Here is an 18330-nt window from a genome sequence, read left to right on the forward strand (position 1 = left end):
GATCGCCGCTGCTACCTCCCGTCAGTGTTGGGAAAGGTATGCACGACACGCTCATCCGTGCCCCGGACGCAGCGCAGCGCTCCTTCAGCGGTGCGCTGCAGAGCCGGGGCCCATGTCTCCGGGCAAACGATGCAGCGTGGGTCCCGGCTCTGCGCAGCAGCGCTGCACGCTGCAGCGCGTCCGGGACACGAGAGCCCCTACCCGATCACCTTGCCGAACTTGTTCGACTTCGGGAAACCCTTCGGCGGCAGGCGGCCGGCGTCGGCGCGGGTGCCTTTCCACTCAGCGAGCTCCTTCATGGTCGCGGAGAACTCGCGGCCGGCGGAATCCTTCCAGGTCAGGCCGGCCTTGGCCTCGAACACGGCAATGTCGGAGAGACCGCCGTCCTTGTACTTCTGCAGGCGGACGCCGCGGCCGCGCGCCATCTCCGGCACCTGGTCGAGCGGGAAGATCAGCATCTTGCGGTTGTCGCCGATGACCGCGACGGTGTCGCCGAGCACTTCGGTGACCACGCGCGCCTCGTTCGGCATGTCGACGTTGAGGACCTGCTTGCCCTTCTTGGTGGTGCCGACGCAGTCGTCCTCGTTGACCACGAAGCCCTGGCCCTCGGTGCTCGCGACCAGGAATTTGCGTCCGCCCTTGTTGACGAACAGCGCGACGGGCGCGGCCTCCTGCTCCATGTCGATGAACAGGCGGATCGGCTCGCCGTGGCCGCGGCCGCCCGGCAGCTTGGCCACGTCGAGCGAATAGAATTTGCCGTTGGTGGCGAACAGCAGCAGCTTCGAGGTCGTCTCGGCGAAGAACGCGAAGCCGAGCTTGTCGTCCTGCTTGAAGGCCAGCCCCGAGAGATCCTCGACATGGCCCTTCATGGTGCGGATCCAGCCCTTGTCGGAGACCACGACCGTCACCGGCTCGCGTTCGACGAAGGCCTCCTCGATCGCGGCGAGGTCGTGCTCGGGCGCATCGGCAAAAGTGGTGCGGCGCTTGCCGAGCGGCGTCTTCGGCCCGAACATGTCGCGCACCTTGCCGACCTGTTCGCCGACCTTCTTCCACTGCTCGGTCTCGGAGGCGAGCAGCCCCTCGATGCCCTTCAGCTCCTTGCGCAGATCCTTTTCCTCGGTGCGGATCTCCATCTCCTCGAGCTTGCGCAGATTGCGCAGGCGCATGTTGAGGATGGACTCGGCCTGCAATTCGGTGAGCTTGAACGCCTTGATCAGGGCGGGCTTCGGCTCGTCCTCGGTGCGAATGATCCGGATCACCTCGTCGATGTTGAGATAGGCGATCAGCAGGCCGCCGAGGATTTCGAGCCGATGCTCGATCTCGCCCTTGCGGTGTCTGGTACGGCGGATCAGCACGTCGCGCAGATGGTCGAGCCATTCGCGCAGACACTCGGCCAGGCCCACCACCTTGGGGACGCGGCCCTTGATCAGGACGTTGAGGTTCAGCGGAATCTTGTTCTCGAGCTCGGTGAGCCGGAACAGCGATTCCATCATCAAGGCGGGATCGACGTTCTTCGATTTCGGCTCGATCACGATGCGGACGTCTTCGGCCGATTCGTCCCTGATATCGCCGACCAGCGGCAGCTTCTTCTGGTCGAGCAGCTCGGCGACCTTCTCGATCAGCCGCGACTTCTGCACCAGGAAGGGAATCTCGGTGACGACGACGACCCAGGCGCCTCGCGCGCCCTCCTCCTGCTCCCACCGCGCGCGGACGCGGAACGAGCCACGGCCGGTGGTGTAGGCCTCGGCAATGGACTGCTTGGAATCGACGCAGATGCCGCCGGTCGGGAAATCGGGGCCCTTCACCCACCTCATCAGCGCCTTGGACTTGGCGTCGGGCTTCTCGATCAAATGCAGCGCGGCTTCGCAGAGCTCGGCGGCGTTGTGCGGCGGGATCGAGGTCGCCATGCCGACCGCGATGCCCTGCGCGCCGTTGGCCAGCAGGTTCGGGAAGCCGCCGGGCAGCACGACCGGCTCCTTCGACTGGCCGTCGTAATTGGGGCGGAACTCGACGCCGTCCTCGTCGATGCCTTCGAGCAGGAGGCGCGCGACGTCGGTCATGCGCGCTTCGGTGTAGCGGTAGGCGGCCGGGTTATCGCCGTCGATATTGCCGAAATTGCCCTGGCCGTCGACCAGCGGATAGCGCGAGGAGAAATCCTGCGCGAGGCGGACCATGGCGTCGTAGATCGCCTGGTCGCCATGCGGATGGAACGAGCCCATCACGTCGCCGACGATCTTGGCGGATTTTTTGAAGGCGGTGCCGGGGTCGAGTCTGAGCAGGCGCATGCCGTAAAGAATGCGGCGATGAACCGGCTTCAGCCCGTCGCGCGCGTCGGGCAGCGCGCGGTGCATGATGGTGGAGAGCGCATAGGCGAGATAGCGCTCCTCGAGCGCTTCACGCAGCGGCACCTCGTGAATTTCGGCCGGTTCTTCCGGCGGAACGATTCGTTTTCCCATGCCGCCCGGTTAAACCGTGGAAGCGAATCGGGCAAGGATGGATTGGTTCCCTGTGGGCTGCCTAGTGGCCGGCCCAGCCGGCCGTCACAGGCTGGGTGGCCTGAGCCTTCTGGGCCTGTGTGGTGGTCGGAGCATTGGTCAGGCAGCGCCGGGCGACCTCGATTTCAGCCTCCGTCGCTCCCTTGGACCGCGCCCATGTCTCTGCGGCCGCAGCGGAATATTTGGCCACATAGTACCGGACGACGGTGCAGGATGCCCGCCGAAACACGCCCGGTTGCGGCTCGCCGGCGATGGCATCAGGCGCAAACGCGAGCAGCGCCGCAGACAAGGCGAATCCCCTGATCAACATTTGGGCTATCCCCTTGGTGGAACCTGAGGAGCCAAGTCCACCGAACCCGATTTCGTTCCAGGGAACTCCATGTCGGGAGACAAGGCAGAGTCCCGCTGAGCTCATGGCGCGGAAATTGCGGCTTTGGCCTGCTGTCGCGTCAGCGCGTTGATGAAGCCGGCACGCGCGTCGGAATGCACCTGCCCGCGCGGCTCCAGCACGTGGCGCAGCAGGAACAGCCCGGTGAGCCGAAAGCCATCCTGGAGATCCTCGTCGGTAAGCTCCCCCTGCACCTCGCCCTGGCGCAGAAACGGCGGCAGCCGCAACAGCCGGTCACGCCATGGCTCGCCCGCGCCGCGCGACACCGCGCCGCCGGATTTCGGCGAGACATAGATCAGGTCCGTGGTCTCGCCGGTGACCGCGCAATTCTCCAGCGCCAGCCCGAAGCCGAGTTCGGCCAGCATCGCCAGCTCGAAATGGATGACGTGCACCGCCGCGCTCCCGATATCCTCGAAATCGTCGAGCGAATGTTCGAGCAGCGCGAAGATTTCTTCGTGCGGATCGCGCTCCGGCAGGAGGCGCGCAATCGAGGCGAGATGGGTGACGCCGTAGACACCATGGGACGATCCGAGCAGCGTGGCCGCACGCAGCTTCAAGCCCTCGATGGCGTAGGTGCCGAGATGCTCGTCCAGCCGCGCCCGCCATACCACGCCGACGCTGTTCCCCGGCTGCAGCAGGGGCCGCATCCGCGATCCGGCGCCGCCGCGCACGAGACCGAGGTGGCGGCCGTGCCCGCGCGTCAAGAGCTCGACGATGGCGCTGGATTCGCCATGCCGCCGCACGCCCAGCACGATGCCCTCGTCGGTCCATTCCATGGGAGGAATCTTATCGCATTTCGAGCCGTCGTAGGGTGGGCAAAGCGAAGCGTGCCCACGCATTTTTGCGACCATGGTGAGATGGTGGGCACGGCGCGCAGGGGCGCGCCTTTGCCCACCCTACGGCATCGCGCAAAAAATCACGCGTTGAACCAGCCCTGGGCGTCGCCGGTGAAGGAGAAATAGAGGCCCATCGTCGTCAGCGCGCAGGAGACGATCTCGATGGCGCTGTCGAGCTCCATGCCCTTCTCGCCGATGATCTGGCCGAGCGAGATCACCGACAGCACGAGCGCTGCCGCGAGCACCCAGCGCGGCCAGTTCTTGCGCCCTTGCGCGGCGAGCCGGACGAAATAGACTAGGAGCAGGATCATGACGCCGGCGAGCAAGGTCCCCGTCATGACCATCTGCTCGGTCACCTCGGCACTCGGCGTCCGGTCCTGCACTGCAACGGACAAGGCGTCCAGCATCAACGATGCATAAAGCAGCGCTTCGAAGCGCCGGACATTGCTGGGCACGCTCATCGGATACCGATCTGTTCTTGGTTATTCTCTCGGAAAGTCCAGGCCCATCTCGCGGTAGCGATCGGGATCGTCGCCCCAGTTCTCGCGCACCTTGACGAACAGGAACAGGTGGACCGGCACGTCAAGGATCTGCATCAGTTCCTTGCGCGAGTCCGCGCCGATCGACTTGATGGTGGCGCCGCCCTTGCCGAGCACGATCTTGCGCTGGCTTTCGCGCTCGACGAAGATCGTCTGCTCGATCCGCACCGACTTGTCCTTGCGCTCCTCCCACTTCTCGGTCTCGACCGTGGACTGGTAGGGCAATTCCTGGTGCAGCTTCTGATAGATTTTTTCGCGCGTGATCTCGGCCGCAAGCTGCCGCATCGGCGCGTCCGACATCTGGTCCTCGGGGTAGAGGAACGGCCCTGCCGGCACCATCTCGGACAGCGTCTCGCGGAGGTCGTCGACGCCGTCGCCCGAGATCGCCGCGATCATGAAGGTCCGCGCGAACGTCGTGCGCTCGTTGGCGGCCTGCGCCAGCGCCAGCAACTTCTCGCGCTGGACCAGATCGACCTTGTTGATCACCAGAATCTTCTCGTGATTGACGCTCGCGACCTTGGTGAGGATCGCCTCGGCCTCCTCGTCGATCCCGGCCTTGGCGTCGATCAGCACGCAGACGAGATCGGCGTCATGCGCCCCGCTCCAGGCGGTCGAAACCATGGCGCGGTCGAGCCGGCGCTTCGGCAGGAAGATGCCGGGCGTGTCGACCAGAATGATCTGCGCGTTGTTCTCGATGACGATGCCGCGGATCAGGGCGCGCGTGGTCTGCACCTTGCGCGAGACGATCGTGACCTTGGCCCCGACCAGCGCATTGACCAGCGTGGACTTGCCGACATTCGGCGCGCCGATCAGCGCAACGAAACCGCAGCGCGTCGCAGGGGGCGTCTCGCCGCTTGCTTCAGCCGTCATTGCTGCCGCCAACACCTTCTCGTTCGATCATCACTGAAGCTGCCACCTTCTCTGCCGCGCGCTTGCTGCCGCCGATGCCTTCGGCAGGCGCGAGCCCCGGCAGGTCCACCGCGACGCGGAATTGCGGATCGTGATGCGGGCCGGTGCGCTCGACCTCGCGGTAAACCGGCGTCGGCAGTCCCTTGCCCTGCGCCCATTCCTGCAGCACGGTCTTGGGATCGCGCAAGGGACGGCGCGGCTTGTGCATGCGCTCGGTCCAGTTGCGCTTGACGAATTCGGACGCCGCCGCGTAGCCGCCGTCGAGGAAGACGGCGCCGATCACGGCCTCGCAGATGTCGCCGAGGATGGACTTGCGCAGGCGCGCGTCGGCGCTGGAGCCGACCGAACCGAGCTTGATGTCGTCGAGCAGACCGAGCGACTTGGCGACGTCGGCGCAGCTTTCTTTGCGCACGAGCTCGGCAAGTCGCTTGGACAGCTCGCCCTCATCGGCGTTCGGGAACGCATGATAGAGCATGTCGGAGACGACGAGCCCGAGCACGTGGTCGCCGAGGAATTCCAGGCGCTGATAGCTGTCGCCCCGCTTGCGCCCGGACTTCAGCGCCGAGACATGCGTGATCGCCTGCATCAGCATGTTCGGGTCGGCGAAGCTGTGACCGATGCGCGCCTCGAGCGCCGCGTTGGCATCGGTGCCCTTGGCCTTGCTGCTCCGCGTGCGTTTCTTCTTCGCGGGCGTTTTGGCGTCGGGAGTCTTGGTGTCGGGAGTCTTGGTGTCAGGAGTCTTGGTTGCAAGGCTCTTGGTCGCAGCTTCGCCGTCGGGGCCCGCTTGTGCCTCGATCGGTTCGGTCGCGATGTCCTTGGCTTCGTCTTTCATCGGACGATTTTGAAGAAGCGATTCCAGCGCACCGCCCACGGCCAGCGCCAGAACATCCATGCATGCTCGCCTTCGCCGATGGAGAAGAAGATCATCTGCGCGCGGCCGATCAGATTTTCCTGCGGCACGTAGCCGACCTGGCCGAGGAAGCGGCTGTCGGTGGAGTTGTCGCGGTTGTCGCCCATCATGAAGAAATGGCCCGATGGCACGGTGTAGACGTTGGTGTTGTCGACGTAGCCGTTGTCGGCGCAGTCGAGCGTCTCGTAAGATACGCCGTTCGGCAGCGTTTCCTTCCAGCGTTTCACCCGGGAGATGCCGCCACCTTCCGAGCCGCAGGGCTCCTCGCCGACATATTCGCTCATGCGCTGCCGCTCGACCGGCGTGTCGTTGATGTAGAGCAGCCCGTCGCGCATCTGGATGCGGTCGCCGGGAAGGCCGATCACGCGCTTGATGTAATCGGTGGAATCGTCCTTCGGCAGACGAAACACGACGATGTCGCCGCGGGCCGGATCCGAGCCCCAGATCCGCCCGGAGAACAGCGGCGGCGAGAACGGAATCGAATAGTGGCTGTAGCCGTATGAATATTTCGAGACGAACAGATAGTCGCCGACCAGCAGCGTCGCCTTCATCGAGCCGGACGGGATGTTGAAAGGCTGGAACAGGAAGGTGCGGATCACCAGCGCGATCAGGAGAGCGTGGATCACGACCCGGATCGTTTCGCCGATGCCGCTCTCAGTTTTCGTTCCCGAAGTCACGCTCATTGCTCTCTCAATTCCGGCCGGCGATCACAGAGCGCCCTCCTCCCGCGAACGGCCCATCGGTTCGCGGCGCAAGGAGATTGTCCTGATTCTGATAGTGAGGGCCAATTCCGGCGTAAAGCCGAATTGACCCAAGCTGATTTGCGTCCGCGGACTTTTAGACGGTTGTCGGAGGCCACGCAATCAAGGATCGCATCAAAACTGCATAAGATGCTGATTTATAACACAAATCACAAAACCGCGGGGCGCCCCGTCAGGGTTTCGGCAGCGGGACGGCGGAAATGATGACGAAGGCCTGCGCCAGCGGCCAGTCGTCGGTGATCGACAGGTCGATCCGCGCCTCGAACCCCTCCGGGGTCAGGGCCTGGAGCCGGGCCAGCGCCCCGCCGGTCAACTGCATGGTCGGCCGCCCGCCCGGCAGGTTGACCACCCCCATGTCGCGCCACCAGACGCCGCGCCGGATTCCGGTGCCGAGCGCCTTGGAGCAGGCCTCCTTGGCGGCGAAGCGCTTGGCGTAGGTCGCCACCACCATCTTCTCGTTCTTGGCCCGCCGCTCCGCCTTGGCCCGCTCCGCCGCGGTGAAGATGCGGTCGAGGAAGCGCTCGCCATGACGCTCGATCACCTTGCCGACGCGGGTGATGTCGATCAGGTCGGAGCCAATGCCGATGATCATGCCCGGCTCCGGCCTCGGTCCATCGCCGCGCGCATGCTGCGCACCGTCTCGGCGAGACCCACGAACAGCGCTTCGCCGATCATGTAATAGCCGATGTTGAGCTCCATGATGTCAGGCAGCGCTGCGATCGTCTCCGCCGTCTGATAGTCGAGCCCGTGGCCGGCATGGACCTCGAGCCCGGCGGCCTTGGCCAGCTTCACGCCCGCCACGATCCGCTGCCATTCGGCCTCGGCCTTTTCGGTGTGACCGTCGACCACAGCGTCGCACCAGGCGCCGGTGTGGATCTCGATCACCGGCGCGCGCAGCCGCGCCGCCATCTCGATCTGGGCGGGATCGGCGGCGATGAACAGCGAGACGCGGATCCCCGCGTCGTTCAACCGCGCGATGTAGGGCGCGAGCGCGTTGTGCTGGCCGACCACATCCAGGCCGCCCTCGGTGGTCACCTCCTGCCGGCGCTCCGGCACCAGGCACACCGCGTGCGGCTTGGTGGCAAGCGAGATCCGCATCATGTCGTCGGTCGCCGCCATCTCGAAATTGAGCGGCTTGGAGATCTCGGCCTTCAGCCGCGCCATGTCCTCGTCGCGGATGTGGCGGCGATCCTCGCGCAAATGGGCGGTGATGCCGTCGGCACCGGCTTCGATCGCCAGCAGCGCCGCGCGCACCGGATCGGGATGGCGACCGCCGCGCGCGTTACGCACGGTTGCGACGTGATCGATATTGACGCCGAGGCGAAGCGGAATTGCGGGCATTCTAGAACTCTCTCAACTTGTCATGCGCGGGCGCGACCCGCGCATCCATCCCCTTCGAAAAGATGGGTTGCCGGGTCTAGCCCGGCAACGACAGAACTCATCCATTGACACGTTCGACTTTGGCGACGACCGCCTTCGCGCGCAGTTGGGCCAGGATCGCGCTCAAATGTTTCAAATCGTAGACTTCGAGATCGATCGTCGTTTCCGTGAAGTCCGGTGAGCGGCGCTGCATGCTGATGTTGTCGATGTTGCCGTCGTGCTCGGCGATCACAGTCGCGATCTGCGCCAGCGCGCCGGGCTCGTTGACGTTCTCGACCCTGATGCGGGCGGGGAAGCGCTGCGGCGCGGAGTCCTCGATGTCCCAGCGGACGTCGAGCCAGCGCTCCGGCTCCTCCTCGAAATCCTTCAGCGCCGGCGCCTGGATCGGGTAGATCGTGATGCCTTCGCCGGGCGTGACGATGCCGACGATGCGATCACCCGGCACCGCGCCGCCGTTCGGCGCGAACTTGATCGGCAGGTCGGAATTGATGCCGCGGATCGGGATCGCGACCGGGCTGCGCGGCGGCTCCGACGACTTCTCCTTGAGCTTGGCGGCGAGCCCCTTCTTGACGCCGTAGCGCGCGATGCGCTCCTCCTTGTAGTCGGGATACATCGCCCGCGCGACGTGGGAGGCCTTGATCTCGCCGCGCCCCACGGCCGCCATCACGTCCTCGATCGAGGTCCGCGCCAGCCGCGGCAGCGCGCCCTTGAGCTTATCGTCGGCGTATTCGATCTTGGCGCGCTCGAACAGGCGCTCGACGATGCGGCGGCCGAGGCCGGCATATTGATCGCGCACGGCGGTCCGGGTGGCGCGGCGGATCGCGGCGCGGGCCTTGCCGGTGACCGCCAGCGTCTCCCAGGCCGAAGGCGGCGCCGATTGCGCTTCCGAAGTCAGCACCTCGACCTCGTCGCCGTTCTGCAGCTCCGAGGACAGCGGCGCGAACTGGCCGTTGATCTTGCAGCCCACCGCGCTGTTGCCGACGTCGGTATGGACGGCATAGGCGAAGTCGATCACGTTGGCGTGGCGCGGCAGCGCGATCAGCTTGCCCTTCGGGGTGAAGCAGAACACCTGATCGTGGAACAGCTCGAGCTTGGTATGCTCGAGGAATTCCTCCGGGTTGGCGCTCTCCGAGAGGATGCCGATGGTGTGGCGCAGCCAGGCGAAAGCGTTGGATTCGCGCTTGAGGAATTCGTTCGGCGACCCGACGCCCTCCTTGTAGAACACGTGCGCGGCGATGCCGCGCTCGGCGATCTGGTCCATCGCCTCGGTGCGGATCTGCAGCTCGACGCGCTGGTTGCCGGGGCCGATCACCGTGGTGTGGATCGAGCGGTAGTCGTTCTGCTTCGGCGTCGAGATGTAGTCCTTGAAGCGCCCGGGCACGACCGGCCAGGTGGTGTGGACGATGCCGAGCGCGCGATAGCAGGCCTCGATGTCGTTGACGACCAGGCGGAAGCCGAAGATGTCGGACAATTGCTCGAAGCCGACCGACTTGCGCTCCATCTTGGTCCAGATCGAGAACGGCTTCTTGCGGCGGCCATAGACCCGTGCCCCCAGGCCCCTGTGGCGCAGATTGTTGGAGAGCTGGTCCTCGATCTCGCCGATCAGGTTGCGGTTGCGTTCGGCGAGCGCATCGAGGCGCTGCATCACGACCGAATAGGCTTCGGGATCGAGGGTGCGGAAGGACAGATCCTCCAGCTCCTCGCGCATTTCCTGCATGCCCATGCGCCCCGCGAGCGGCGCATAGATGTCGAGCGTCTCCTCGGCGATGCGGCGGCGCGATTCCGTCGGCACGAAGTCCAGCGTCCGCATGTTGTGCAGGCGGTCGGCGAGCTTGACCAGGAGCACGCGGACATCGTCGGCAATGGCCAGCAACAATTTGCGCAGGTTCTCGGCCTGCTTGGCCTCCCGCGACACCAGTTCGAGCCGCTTCAGCTTGGTCAGGCCCTCGACCAGCGCGCCGATCTCCGGCCCGAAGATCTGGTCGATCTCGGCCCGCGTCGCCTCGGTGTCCTCGATGGTGTCGTGGAGCAGCGCGGCCACGATGGTGGCGTCGTCGAGCTTCAGGTCCGTGAGAATCGCCGCCACTTCGAGCGGATGCGAGAAATACGGATCGCCCGAGGCGCGGGTCTGCGAGCCGTGCGCCTTCATGGCGTAGACATAGGCGCGGTTCAGCAGGTCTTCGTTGGTGTTGGGGTTGTAGGACCTGACACGCTCGACGAGGTCATATTGACGCATCATGCGCGCGCGGGGCTTGGCCGGGCGCGCGACCGGCGCAGTCGGGGCCACGGCAACCGATTCGGTTGCGGCCTGCATCTGCGTGGATCTGCGGCGCCGATAGACCATCCCGTCCTGCCTTCAAACGGGCCTGGGCCTGCCCGTTGTATACATCTTAGCGCCGATCGCGCTTGTGTCCGATCAATTCAGTGACAGGACGCATCGCCAACCGCAACGTCATGGTAACCACGAAAACGTCAACAAAAGCAAAGGCCCGAACAATGGTTCGGGCCTTTGATAAGATCACAAGACATCGACGATCGCGACGGACGATTTACTCGTCTTCCTCGGGCTGCTCCTCGGGCGGCGCAAGGCCTTCGAGGCCCTTCAGAAGCTCCTCTTCGGTCATGCGCTCGACGGCGACTTCGGTATCGTCCGCATCGACGCTCGCGCCTGCGGAACCGATCAGCGGCACCGTATCGGGCTCGGGCTCGTCGACCTCGACGAACTTCTGGAGCGAGTGCACCAGCTCCTCGCGGAGGTCCTCGGGCGAAATCGTCGTGTCAGCAATTTCGCGCAAAGACACAACAGGGTTCTTGTCGTTATCGCGGTCAACCGTTAGTTGTGATCCGGACGAAATCATGCGGGCACGGTGGGCGGCCAGCAGGACCAGGTCAAACCGGTTGTCGACCTTGTCGATACAATCTTCTACGGTGACGCGAGCCATGGACTGTCGCTCCGTTGTGGGTGGGACGAAATATGTGGATGATTGGGGCTAGTTATAGGGGCTGGGGCGGTTTCGCAAGGCCAAATTGTGATTTGGCCTCGCCAAACGGCTCTGCTACCCCCACATTGGGGCTGGGATGGGTGGTGTCCCGGGCTGCCATCGAGGGCGGCGCCGGGTGTATGCAAGTCCGTCATAACTATACCTTGATTGCCCCGACTTCTCCGGATGTGCGGTTTCGACGGGTCTCAGCGGCACTCTAGAAATGCGCGGCCTGCTGTCGCCGCGCCAACAATAAAACATCAATCACGAACACTACGCGAGCAAACTGAATGTCACCTTCCTCTACCGACAAGATCGCGCTCTTCATCGACGGAGCCAATCTCTACGCGACCGCGAAGACTCTGGGCTTCGACATCGATTACAAGCGCCTCCTGAAGGAGTTTCAGAGCCGCGGGACGCTGCTCCGGGCGTTCTACTACACCGCGATCATCGAGGATCAGGAATACTCCTCGATCCGCCCGCTGATCGACTGGCTGGATTACAACGGCTACACCGTCGTGACCAAGGCGACCAAGGAGTTCATCGACGCCTCCGGCCGCCGTAAGGTCAAGGGCAACATGGACATCGAGCTCGCCGTGGACGCCATGGAGCTTGCCGAGCACATCGACCAGATGGTGCTGTTCTCCGGTGACGGCGACTTCCGCTCCCTGGTCGAGGCCGTGCAGCGCCGCGGCGTGCGGGTCACGGTGATCTCCACCATCGCCAGCCAGCCGCCGATGATCGCCGACGAGCTGCGCCGCCAGGCCGACGTCTTCACCGATCTCGTCGAGCTGCAATCCAAGCTCGGCCGCGACCCGTCCGAACGCCCCGCCCCGCGTGACCGCGGCGAGCGTGGTGAGGGACGCCACCACGCCCCGCAATTCCTCCAGCGCGCAACCACGATGGCGCCGAGGGGCGATGTCGACTTCGAGGAGTGAGGCGGCACGGCTCAGCCGCCAGTCTCCCAACGTCGTTCCCGACCGTGATTGTCCGCTCTGCCCGCGCCTGGTCGCCTTTCGCGAAGCGAACCGGGCGCGCGAGCCGTTATGGCACAATGCGCCGGTTGCGCCCTTCGGCGACATCAAGGCCCGCCTGTTGATCGTCGGCCTTGCGCCGGGGATGCAGGGCGCCAATCGCACGGGGCGGCCGTTCACCGGCGATTATGCCGGTGACCTGCTCTACGCCACGCTGCTTGAATATGGCTTTGCCAAGGGCACCTATCATGCCCGTCCCGATGACGGACTGAAGCTGGTCGACTGCCGTATCGCCAACGCAGTGCATTGCGTTCCGCCGCAGAACAAGCCGCTGCCGGTCGAGATCAACACCTGCCGGCAATTTCTGGTGGCGAATCTCGAGACGATGCCGAAGCTGCGCGCGATCATCGCACTCGGGCGGATTGCGCACGACAGCGTGCTCAAGCCGCTGAAGCTGAAAGCCTCCCAGGCCCCCTTCGGCCACGGCGCCGTGCATCAGGCCGGCGCGTTCAAGCTCTACGACAGCTACCACTGCTCGCGCTACAACACGAACACGGGTGTGCTGACGCCGGACATGTTCAGGAGCGTGTTCGCCAAGGTGAAGGCGGATCTCGATTAGCTTTTGGCCGGATTGGCCTTCAGCCAGTCCAGCACGTCGCCTGCGTTCCGGTCGGGCGGAAACACCGGGTAGAACACGTGCGTTATCCTGCCGTCGTCGACGATCAGCGCGAGGCGCTTGATCAGCGTGAGGTCCGCGACCTCCATGGTCGGCAGATTCAGGGCGCGCGTCAGCGCCAGCTTCTCGTCCGAGAGGACCGGAAACGGCAGATGCAGCCGCGACGCCATCTCGGTCTGGTAGGCATTGCTCTGCGTCGAAAGACCGAACACCTGCGCCGCGCCGGCGGCCTTCAGCTCGGCGAACAGATCGCGAAACGCGCAGGTCTGCGGCGTGCAACCGCGCGCGCCTGGAATCATGTCCCAATCGTCGACCAACGAAATCTTGCCGGGTTCGCCGGTGCGGGGATACGCGAACACCACGGTCCGGCCGCGCAGCGTCGACAGCGTCACCGAGGTGTCGTCGGTCGCGAGCAGGCCGATTGGCGGCAGCGTCTTGCCGGTCAGGTGCGCGGCGCCGCCGTCGTCTTCAGGGGCGGGAATCTTGCTCCAATCGACCTCGAGCAGGTTGCGCTGGTTCATCTCGCTATCCCCTCGCCCGCATCAGGCGGCCCTTCTCCCGGCTCCAGTCGCGCTTCTTCTCGGTCTCGCGCTTGTCGTGCAGCTTCTTGCCTTTTGCAACTGCCAGCTGCAATTTAGCGCGGCCCCGCTCGTTGAAGTAGAGCTTGAGCGGGATCAGCGTCATGCCCTCGCGGTCGACGGCGCCCATCAGCTTGTTGATCTGCTTGCGATGGAGCAGCAGCTTTCGCGGCCGCTTGGGCTCGTGATTGAAGCGGTTTCCTTGCAGATATTCGGGAATGGTGGCGTTGATCAGCCAGATCTCGCCGTCCTTGGAGTCGGCGTAGGATTCCGCGATCGTGCTCTTGCCGTTGCGGATCGACTTCACCTCGGTGCCGGTCAGCGCAATACCCGCCTCGATCGTATCCTCGATCGCATAGTTGAAGCGGGCCTTGCGATTTTCCGCCATGACCTTGATCGGACGTTCGTTCTTATCAGCCATGGCGATGGGACCTGAGCGCGATGCGCGGCGATGTTAACAGTTTGGATGAAGCGCGCGCGTCACTTCTTGAGGAGATCGCGGATCTCGGTCAGCAACACCACCTCCGCCGACGGCTTCGGCGGCTCCGCGGGCTTGGTCTCCTCCTTCCGCTTCAGAGTGTTCATGGCGCGGATCACCAGGAACAGCACGAAGGCGACGATGATGAAGTTGATCGTCAGCGTCAGGAAGCTACCGTAAGCAAGTACGGCGCCTTGCTTTTTCGCATCCGCTAAGTTGGTGGCGGTCACCGCCTTCGACAAGGGGGCGAAGTAGTTCGAGAAGTCGAGGCCGCCGGTCGCCGCGCCGATGATCGGCATGATGATGTCACCGACCAGCGAGGTGACGATGGCGCCGAAGGCCGCGCCGATGATGACGCCGACCGCGAGATCGACGACGTTGCCCTTCATTGCGAATTCGCGGAACTCCGTGAGCATCCGCCTGCCCTTGTCGTCAACGCTCATGAACGGCCTCCCGGCTTGGTCACCCCATCAGTTGATCAGGCCAGCGTGCACCATGGCGCTGCGAACGGCAACGCGGGTCGGCTCGGTGACCGGAACCATCGGCAGCCGCAGCGTCTCGTCGAGCTTGCCGAGCAGCGACATCGCGTACTTGATCGGCGCCGGGTTGCTCTCGATGAAGAGGTTGTTGTGCAGCGGCATCAGCTTGTCGTGAATCTTCAGCGCGGTGGCATGGTCCCCCCTGGCCCAGGCGGCCTGGAATTCCGAGCACAGGCGCGGTGCGACGTTCGAGGTCACCGAGATGCAGCCATGGCCACCATGAGCCATGTAGCCGATGATGGTCGCGTCCTCGCCCGAAAGCTGGTTGAAATCCTCGCCCATCGCCGCGCGCTGCTGCGACACGCGCACCATGCTGGCGGTGGCGTCCTTGACGCCGGCGATGTTCTTCAGCTCCCACAGCCTCGTCATGGTGTCGACCGACATGTCGATCACCGAGCGCGGCGGGATGTTATAGATGATGATCGGAATGCCGATCGCGTCGTTGATGGCCTTGAAGTGCTGGTACATGCCTTCCTGGGTCGGCTTGTTGTAGTATGGCGTCACCACGAGCACGGCGTTCGCGCCCGCCTTCTCGGCGTGCTGGGCGAGTTCGATCGCCTCCTTGGTCGAGTTGGAGCCGGCACCCGCGATCACGGGCACGCGGCCCTTGGCTTCAGCGATGCACCATTCGACCACCTTCTTGTGCTCGTCATGGCTGAGCGTCGGGCTCTCGCCGGTGGTGCCGACCGGGACCAGGCCGTTGGTGCCCTCCGAAATCTGCCAGTTGACCAGGGATCGAAATGCCGCCTCATCCAGCGAGCCGTTCTTGAACGGTGTGACCAAGGCGGTGAAGGACCCCCGGAATTTCGTCTTGGCTGCCATGGACTTCCTCCGTACGCGGCTATCTCTTGAGCAAGCCCCTTTCATATCGGGTCTATCCCGTCGGTAAAAGGCCCGCTTCCGTGTGACGCACCGTTTAGGCCGCGATTTTGCCGCGGTGGTGGTGCAAACCGGGCGGCGGTAAGCGGCTGTTGGTATTTTGTCCGCATATTCAATCAAATACAGCTAGATCTTGTACAGGTAGGTCTTGGGCCAGTTGACTGATTCGGGGCGACGAAACGCCGTGACCTCATTCCCTCGTGCCGCTTGGCGATCCACCGGTCTGATCCTGTGCCTGATGGCAGGGCTGACGGTCGGCTGCGCCGCCTTGGCCAAATCAAATGAGACGAGCGCGGACGCGGGCAAGGACACCGCGAAGCCAGCCGGCAAGACCCCCAGCAAGGACACCACGAAGGGCGCGTCCAAGGGAACCGGCAAGGAAACTGCGAAAGACGCGGCCAAAGGAGCAAGCCAGGGGGCGAGCAAAGGCGCAAGCAAGGGTGCCGCCGGCGCTCCGGCCAAGGACGCTGCGAAGAAACCGGCCAAGGAGACCGGCAAGGACGCCGGCAAGAGCGCCGGAAAAGAGCCCGCGAAGGACAAGCCCAAGCCTGCCGCAGCTGCAGCTGCGCCGAAATCGCATCCGACCGCCAGCGGCTCGCCGCCGAAAACCGCACCCGCGCCGGCCGTCACCGCCGTCAGACCTTCCGCACCCGCCGCCAAGCCGGCCGTGGCCCCTGTGCTGGCGCCGGCGACCCGCCAGCATGCCGCGCCGCGCAAGCCGGTCATACCGGCCGCGGTCGCTGCGACGTCCTCGACCCCGCAGGGTGACAAGGATGCGCTGGAGAGCGTCATTGAGCTCGTGCGCAAGCGCAAGGCGGGTGACGCCAGCAACGTCGCAGCAGGCATCTCGGATCCGGTCGCGCGAAAACTCGCGGAGTGGATCATCCTGCGCAGCGAGGACAATGGCGCGACCGTGGAGCGCTACCGCGCCTTCCTCTCCGCCAATCCGAGCTGGCCGTCGCAGACCTTCCTGCGCCGGCGCCTGGAAGCTGCGATGTGGGACGACAGGCGCGACGATTCCGTTGCGTGGTCGTGGTTCGAGAACGAATCTCCTGTGTCCGCCAAGGGCCGCTTCACGCTCGCCAAGGCGATGCTGGCGCGCGGCGACCGCGGCAACGCCGAGCGGCTGGTGCGCGAGGCCTGGCGCAGCGATCCGATGTCCGAGGACACCGAGAACAATGCGCTCGACCAGTTCGGCGCCCTGCTGACGCCTGGCGACCAGAAGGCGCGGATGGACACCCTACTCTATGGCAGCGAGAATGAGGCCGCGATGCGCGCCGCAATGCGCCTCGGCGCCGGCTATGTCGCGCTCGCCAGGGCCCGCATCGCCGCCGTCAAGAAAGCGCCCAACGCGCGCGCGCTGCTCGACGCCGTGCCGCGCGAGTTGCACAACGATCCCGGCTTCATCTTCAGCAAGATCCAGTTGCTGCGCCGCGAGGAGAAATTCGCCGAGGCGGCGCAGCTCATGCTGTCCGCGCCGAAGGATCCGGGTCGTCTCCACAATCTCGACGAATGGTGGATCGAGCGGCGCCTCCTCGCGCGCAAGATGATCGACACCGAGGAATTCCGGAGCGCCTATCTGATCGCGCGCGACGCCGCACTGCCCTCGCGCGACATCTACAAGACCGAGCAGGAGTTCACGGCCGGGTGGATCGCGCTGCGCTTTCTCAACGACCCCGCAGCCGCCACCCAGCATTTCGCCCGGATCGGCGTCGGTAGCGTCAATCCGACCGCGCTGGCGCGTGCCGGCTATTGGCAGGGCCGCGCCGCGGAAGCCGCGGGGCGCCAGCAGGAGGCGCGCAACGCCTATGCCCGCGCCGCCGAACAGTCGACCAGCTATTACGGCCAGCTCGCCCGGGCCAAGCTCGGCCTGCCGCAGATCGAGCTCAACAGCCAGCCGCGCGGCCGCGGCGCCGAACGGCTGGAGATCGTGCGCGCCGCGCAACTGCTCTACGAGCTCGACGAGCGCGAGATGGCGATACCGCTGCTGGCCGACATGGGCGAGAACGGCGATCCCGAAGCGCTCGTCGGCCTTGGCGAGCTGACACAGCGCTACAACGACGCGCGCGGGATGCTGCTGCTCGGCAAGGGCGCGCTCAATCGCGGCCTGCCGTTCGACTTCTACGCCTACCCCGTCAACGGCATTCCGCAGTTCACGCCGATCGGTCCCGACGTCGAGCGCAGTATCGTCTATGCGATCGCGCGGCAGGAGAGCGCCTTCAATCCCCGTGTTGTTTCGCCGGCGCAGGCCTACGGCCTGATGCAGGTGACGCCCGACGCCGCGCGCTATGTCTGCAAGCGGCACGGCGCGACCTACGATCTGGGGCGGCTGAAGAACGATTCGGTCTACAACGCCACGCTCGGCTCGGCCGAGCTCGGCGGACTGCTCGAGGATTATCGCGGCTCCTACATCATGACCTTCGCCGCCTACAATGCCGGCCGCGGCAGCGTGAGGAAGTGGGTCGAGCGCTACGGCGATCCGCGTGACCCCAAGGTCGATGCGGTCGACTGGGTCGAGCTGATTCCGTTCTCCGAGACGCGCAATTACGTGCAGCGGATCATGGAGAACCTGCAGGTCTACCGGGCCCGCTTCGGCGGCGGCACGCGCCTGCAGATCGAGGCCGATCTGCGCCGCGGCGCCGGCAGCGTGGAATAGCGATCCGCGCCTCGATTCGCAGCCGCGCGCTGGGGTGGCGAGCGCTGTCTTGCCTGGACCTGAGCCGCCGAAGCATATCCGGAGATCCAAGGCGATTCTCAGAAGGCGATCCTCCGAAGGCGATCCTCAGGCGGGCCCTCCTCGACGCATTCCTTCGACGCTGCGACAGGTTGTTGCTGTCAGATCGGCACGCTCGCCGTTGCCTCGCGGTGCAGATAAAGGCGCCTGTCGCCTTCGCTGCAAAGGCAGATCAGCGAGGCGTTTGCGCAGGCACGCCGGCCATCGGCAATCCTCCGCCTGAGCGCCACTGTCAGCGACGGCAAGCACGGGGCTCCCCTCTTCCGCTACGGC

Annotated in this window: 18 protein-coding genes; 3 read left to right on the forward strand and 15 right to left on the reverse strand. The window is 65.1% G+C overall.

Going from position 1 to position 18330, the window contains the following annotated elements; all coding sequences use genetic code 11:
• Positions 1-197: 197 nt before the first annotated feature.
• The 11 genes from parC to rpoZ form a co-directional block, all read right to left on the reverse strand.
• On the reverse strand, positions 198-2456 hold the full coding sequence (gene parC, locus CIT40_RS19325) for a DNA topoisomerase IV subunit A (protein ID WP_094891852.1): 2259 nt from the start codon (positions 2454-2456) through the stop codon (positions 198-200).
• Between the two features lie 61 nt (positions 2457-2517).
• Entirely contained in the window at positions 2518-2805 is a 288-nt protein-coding gene (locus tag CIT40_RS19330) for a hypothetical protein (protein WP_094891853.1), read from the reverse strand.
• A 101-nt stretch (positions 2806-2906) separates the two neighbouring features.
• Positions 2907-3659 (reverse strand): DNA repair protein RecO, encoded by a 753-nt coding sequence (recO, locus tag CIT40_RS19335; RefSeq protein WP_094891854.1) that lies wholly within the window; start codon positions 3657-3659, stop codon positions 2907-2909.
• 140 nt (positions 3660-3799) lie between these two features.
• Positions 3800-4180 (reverse strand): hypothetical protein, encoded by a 381-nt coding sequence (locus CIT40_RS19340; protein ID WP_094891855.1) that lies wholly within the window; start codon positions 4178-4180, stop codon positions 3800-3802.
• Between the two features lie 21 nt (positions 4181-4201).
• Positions 4202-5128 carry a GTPase Era gene (era, locus tag CIT40_RS19345; RefSeq protein ID WP_094891856.1) on the reverse strand — a complete coding sequence of 309 codons (927 nt, stop codon included), beginning with the start codon at positions 5126-5128 and terminating at the stop codon, positions 4202-4204.
• Positions 5118-5999 carry a ribonuclease III gene (gene rnc / locus CIT40_RS19350; RefSeq protein ID WP_094891857.1) on the reverse strand — a complete coding sequence of 294 codons (882 nt, stop codon included), beginning with the start codon at positions 5997-5999 and terminating at the stop codon, positions 5118-5120. Before rnc ends, era begins: the two co-directional genes overlap by 11 nt.
• Entirely contained in the window at positions 5996-6760 is a 765-nt protein-coding gene (gene lepB / locus CIT40_RS19355) for a signal peptidase I (protein WP_094891858.1), read from the reverse strand. The genes rnc and lepB overlap by 4 nt, the downstream gene beginning before the upstream one ends.
• Before the next feature lie 250 nt (positions 6761-7010).
• Positions 7011-7430, reverse strand: a complete 420-nt coding sequence (acpS, locus tag CIT40_RS19360; RefSeq protein ID WP_028144381.1) for a holo-ACP synthase — start codon at positions 7428-7430, stop codon at positions 7011-7013.
• Positions 7427-8179 carry a pyridoxine 5'-phosphate synthase gene (locus CIT40_RS19365; RefSeq protein ID WP_094891859.1) on the reverse strand — a complete coding sequence of 251 codons (753 nt, stop codon included), beginning with the start codon at positions 8177-8179 and terminating at the stop codon, positions 7427-7429. The genes acpS and CIT40_RS19365 overlap by 4 nt, the downstream gene beginning before the upstream one ends.
• A gap of 97 nt (positions 8180-8276) precedes the next feature.
• Entirely contained in the window at positions 8277-10562 is a 2286-nt protein-coding gene (locus tag CIT40_RS19370) for a RelA/SpoT family protein (protein WP_094891860.1), read from the reverse strand.
• 205 nt (positions 10563-10767) lie between these two features.
• The gene (gene rpoZ, locus CIT40_RS19375; protein ID WP_008133017.1) at positions 10768-11160 is read right to left on the reverse strand and encodes a DNA-directed RNA polymerase subunit omega; all 393 of its coding nucleotides are present in this window, start codon (positions 11158-11160) and stop codon (positions 10768-10770) included.
• A gap of 329 nt (positions 11161-11489) precedes the next feature.
• On the opposite strand from rpoZ, the gene CIT40_RS19380 reads away from it, so the two are divergent.
• Positions 11490-12137, forward strand: a complete 648-nt coding sequence (locus CIT40_RS19380) for a LabA-like NYN domain-containing protein (RefSeq protein WP_094891861.1) — start codon at positions 11490-11492, stop codon at positions 12135-12137.
• Positions 12118-12792 carry a uracil-DNA glycosylase gene (locus CIT40_RS19385; RefSeq protein ID WP_094891862.1) on the forward strand — a complete coding sequence of 225 codons (675 nt, stop codon included), beginning with the start codon at positions 12118-12120 and terminating at the stop codon, positions 12790-12792. The genes CIT40_RS19380 and CIT40_RS19385 overlap by 20 nt, the downstream gene beginning before the upstream one ends.
• Here the strand turns inward: CIT40_RS19385 and CIT40_RS19390 are convergent.
• Genes CIT40_RS19390 through dapA form a run of 4 tightly spaced genes read right to left on the reverse strand, consistent with a single transcriptional unit; the run spans position 12789 to position 15266 of the window.
• Positions 12789-13370, reverse strand: a complete 582-nt coding sequence (locus tag CIT40_RS19390) for a peroxiredoxin (RefSeq protein ID WP_094891863.1) — start codon at positions 13368-13370, stop codon at positions 12789-12791. The two genes, CIT40_RS19385 and CIT40_RS19390, sit on opposite strands and share 4 nt — an antisense overlap.
• A 4-nt stretch (positions 13371-13374) precedes the next feature.
• Positions 13375-13848, reverse strand: coding sequence for an SsrA-binding protein SmpB (gene smpB, locus CIT40_RS19395; RefSeq protein WP_094891864.1), 474 nt, complete (start codon positions 13846-13848; stop codon positions 13375-13377).
• 59 nt (positions 13849-13907) lie between these two features.
• Positions 13908-14321, reverse strand: a complete 414-nt coding sequence (gene mscL / locus CIT40_RS19400) for a large conductance mechanosensitive channel protein MscL (protein ID WP_162307872.1) — start codon at positions 14319-14321, stop codon at positions 13908-13910.
• Positions 14322-14375: 54 nt separating this feature from the next.
• Positions 14376-15266, reverse strand: a complete 891-nt coding sequence (gene dapA, locus CIT40_RS19405; protein WP_094891866.1) for a 4-hydroxy-tetrahydrodipicolinate synthase — start codon at positions 15264-15266, stop codon at positions 14376-14378.
• A gap of 295 nt (positions 15267-15561) precedes the next feature.
• Between dapA and CIT40_RS19410 the strand changes: the two genes are divergently transcribed.
• The gene (locus CIT40_RS19410; protein WP_162307873.1) at positions 15562-17979 is read left to right on the forward strand and encodes a lytic transglycosylase domain-containing protein; all 2418 of its coding nucleotides are present in this window, start codon (positions 15562-15564) and stop codon (positions 17977-17979) included.
• Positions 17980-18330 lie beyond the last annotated feature (351 nt).

This window comes from Bradyrhizobium amphicarpaeae (assembly GCF_002266435.3).
Classification (GTDB): domain Bacteria; phylum Pseudomonadota; class Alphaproteobacteria; order Rhizobiales; family Xanthobacteraceae; genus Bradyrhizobium; species Bradyrhizobium amphicarpaeae.

Coding starts and splice junctions, on each gene's coding strand:
- parC (WP_094891852.1), bottom strand. CDS start 2,456: ATGGGAAAACGAATCGTTCCGCCGGAAGAACCGGCCGAAATTCACGAG.
- CIT40_RS19330 (WP_094891853.1), bottom strand. CDS start 2,805: ATGTTGATCAGGGGATTCGCCTTGTCTGCGGCGCTGCTCGCGTTTGCG.
- recO (WP_094891854.1), bottom strand. CDS start 3,659: ATGGAATGGACCGACGAGGGCATCGTGCTGGGCGTGCGGCGGCATGGC.
- CIT40_RS19340 (WP_094891855.1), bottom strand. CDS start 4,180: ATGAGCGTGCCCAGCAATGTCCGGCGCTTCGAAGCGCTGCTTTATGCA.
- era (WP_094891856.1), bottom strand. CDS start 5,128: ATGACGGCTGAAGCAAGCGGCGAGACGCCCCCTGCGACGCGCTGCGGT.
- rnc (WP_094891857.1), bottom strand. CDS start 5,999: ATGAAAGACGAAGCCAAGGACATCGCGACCGAACCGATCGAGGCACAA.
- lepB (WP_094891858.1), bottom strand. CDS start 6,760: ATGAGCGTGACTTCGGGAACGAAAACTGAGAGCGGCATCGGCGAAACG.
- acpS (WP_028144381.1), bottom strand. CDS start 7,430: ATGATCATCGGCATTGGCTCCGACCTGATCGACATCACCCGCGTCGGC.
- CIT40_RS19365 (WP_094891859.1), bottom strand. CDS start 8,179: ATGCCCGCAATTCCGCTTCGCCTCGGCGTCAATATCGATCACGTCGCA.
- CIT40_RS19370 (WP_094891860.1), bottom strand. CDS start 10,562: ATGGTCTATCGGCGCCGCAGATCCACGCAGATGCAGGCCGCAACCGAA.
- rpoZ (WP_008133017.1), bottom strand. CDS start 11,160: ATGGCTCGCGTCACCGTAGAAGATTGTATCGACAAGGTCGACAACCGG.
- CIT40_RS19380 (WP_094891861.1), top strand. CDS start 11,490: ATGTCACCTTCCTCTACCGACAAGATCGCGCTCTTCATCGACGGAGCC.
- CIT40_RS19385 (WP_094891862.1), top strand. CDS start 12,118: ATGTCGACTTCGAGGAGTGAGGCGGCACGGCTCAGCCGCCAGTCTCCC.
- CIT40_RS19390 (WP_094891863.1), bottom strand. CDS start 13,370: ATGAACCAGCGCAACCTGCTCGAGGTCGATTGGAGCAAGATTCCCGCC.
- smpB (WP_094891864.1), bottom strand. CDS start 13,848: ATGGCTGATAAGAACGAACGTCCGATCAAGGTCATGGCGGAAAATCGC.
- mscL (WP_162307872.1), bottom strand. CDS start 14,321: ATGCTCACGGAGTTCCGCGAATTCGCAATGAAGGGCAACGTCGTCGAT.
- dapA (WP_094891866.1), bottom strand. CDS start 15,266: ATGGCAGCCAAGACGAAATTCCGGGGGTCCTTCACCGCCTTGGTCACA.
- CIT40_RS19410 (WP_162307873.1), top strand. CDS start 15,562: ATGGCAGGGCTGACGGTCGGCTGCGCCGCCTTGGCCAAATCAAATGAG.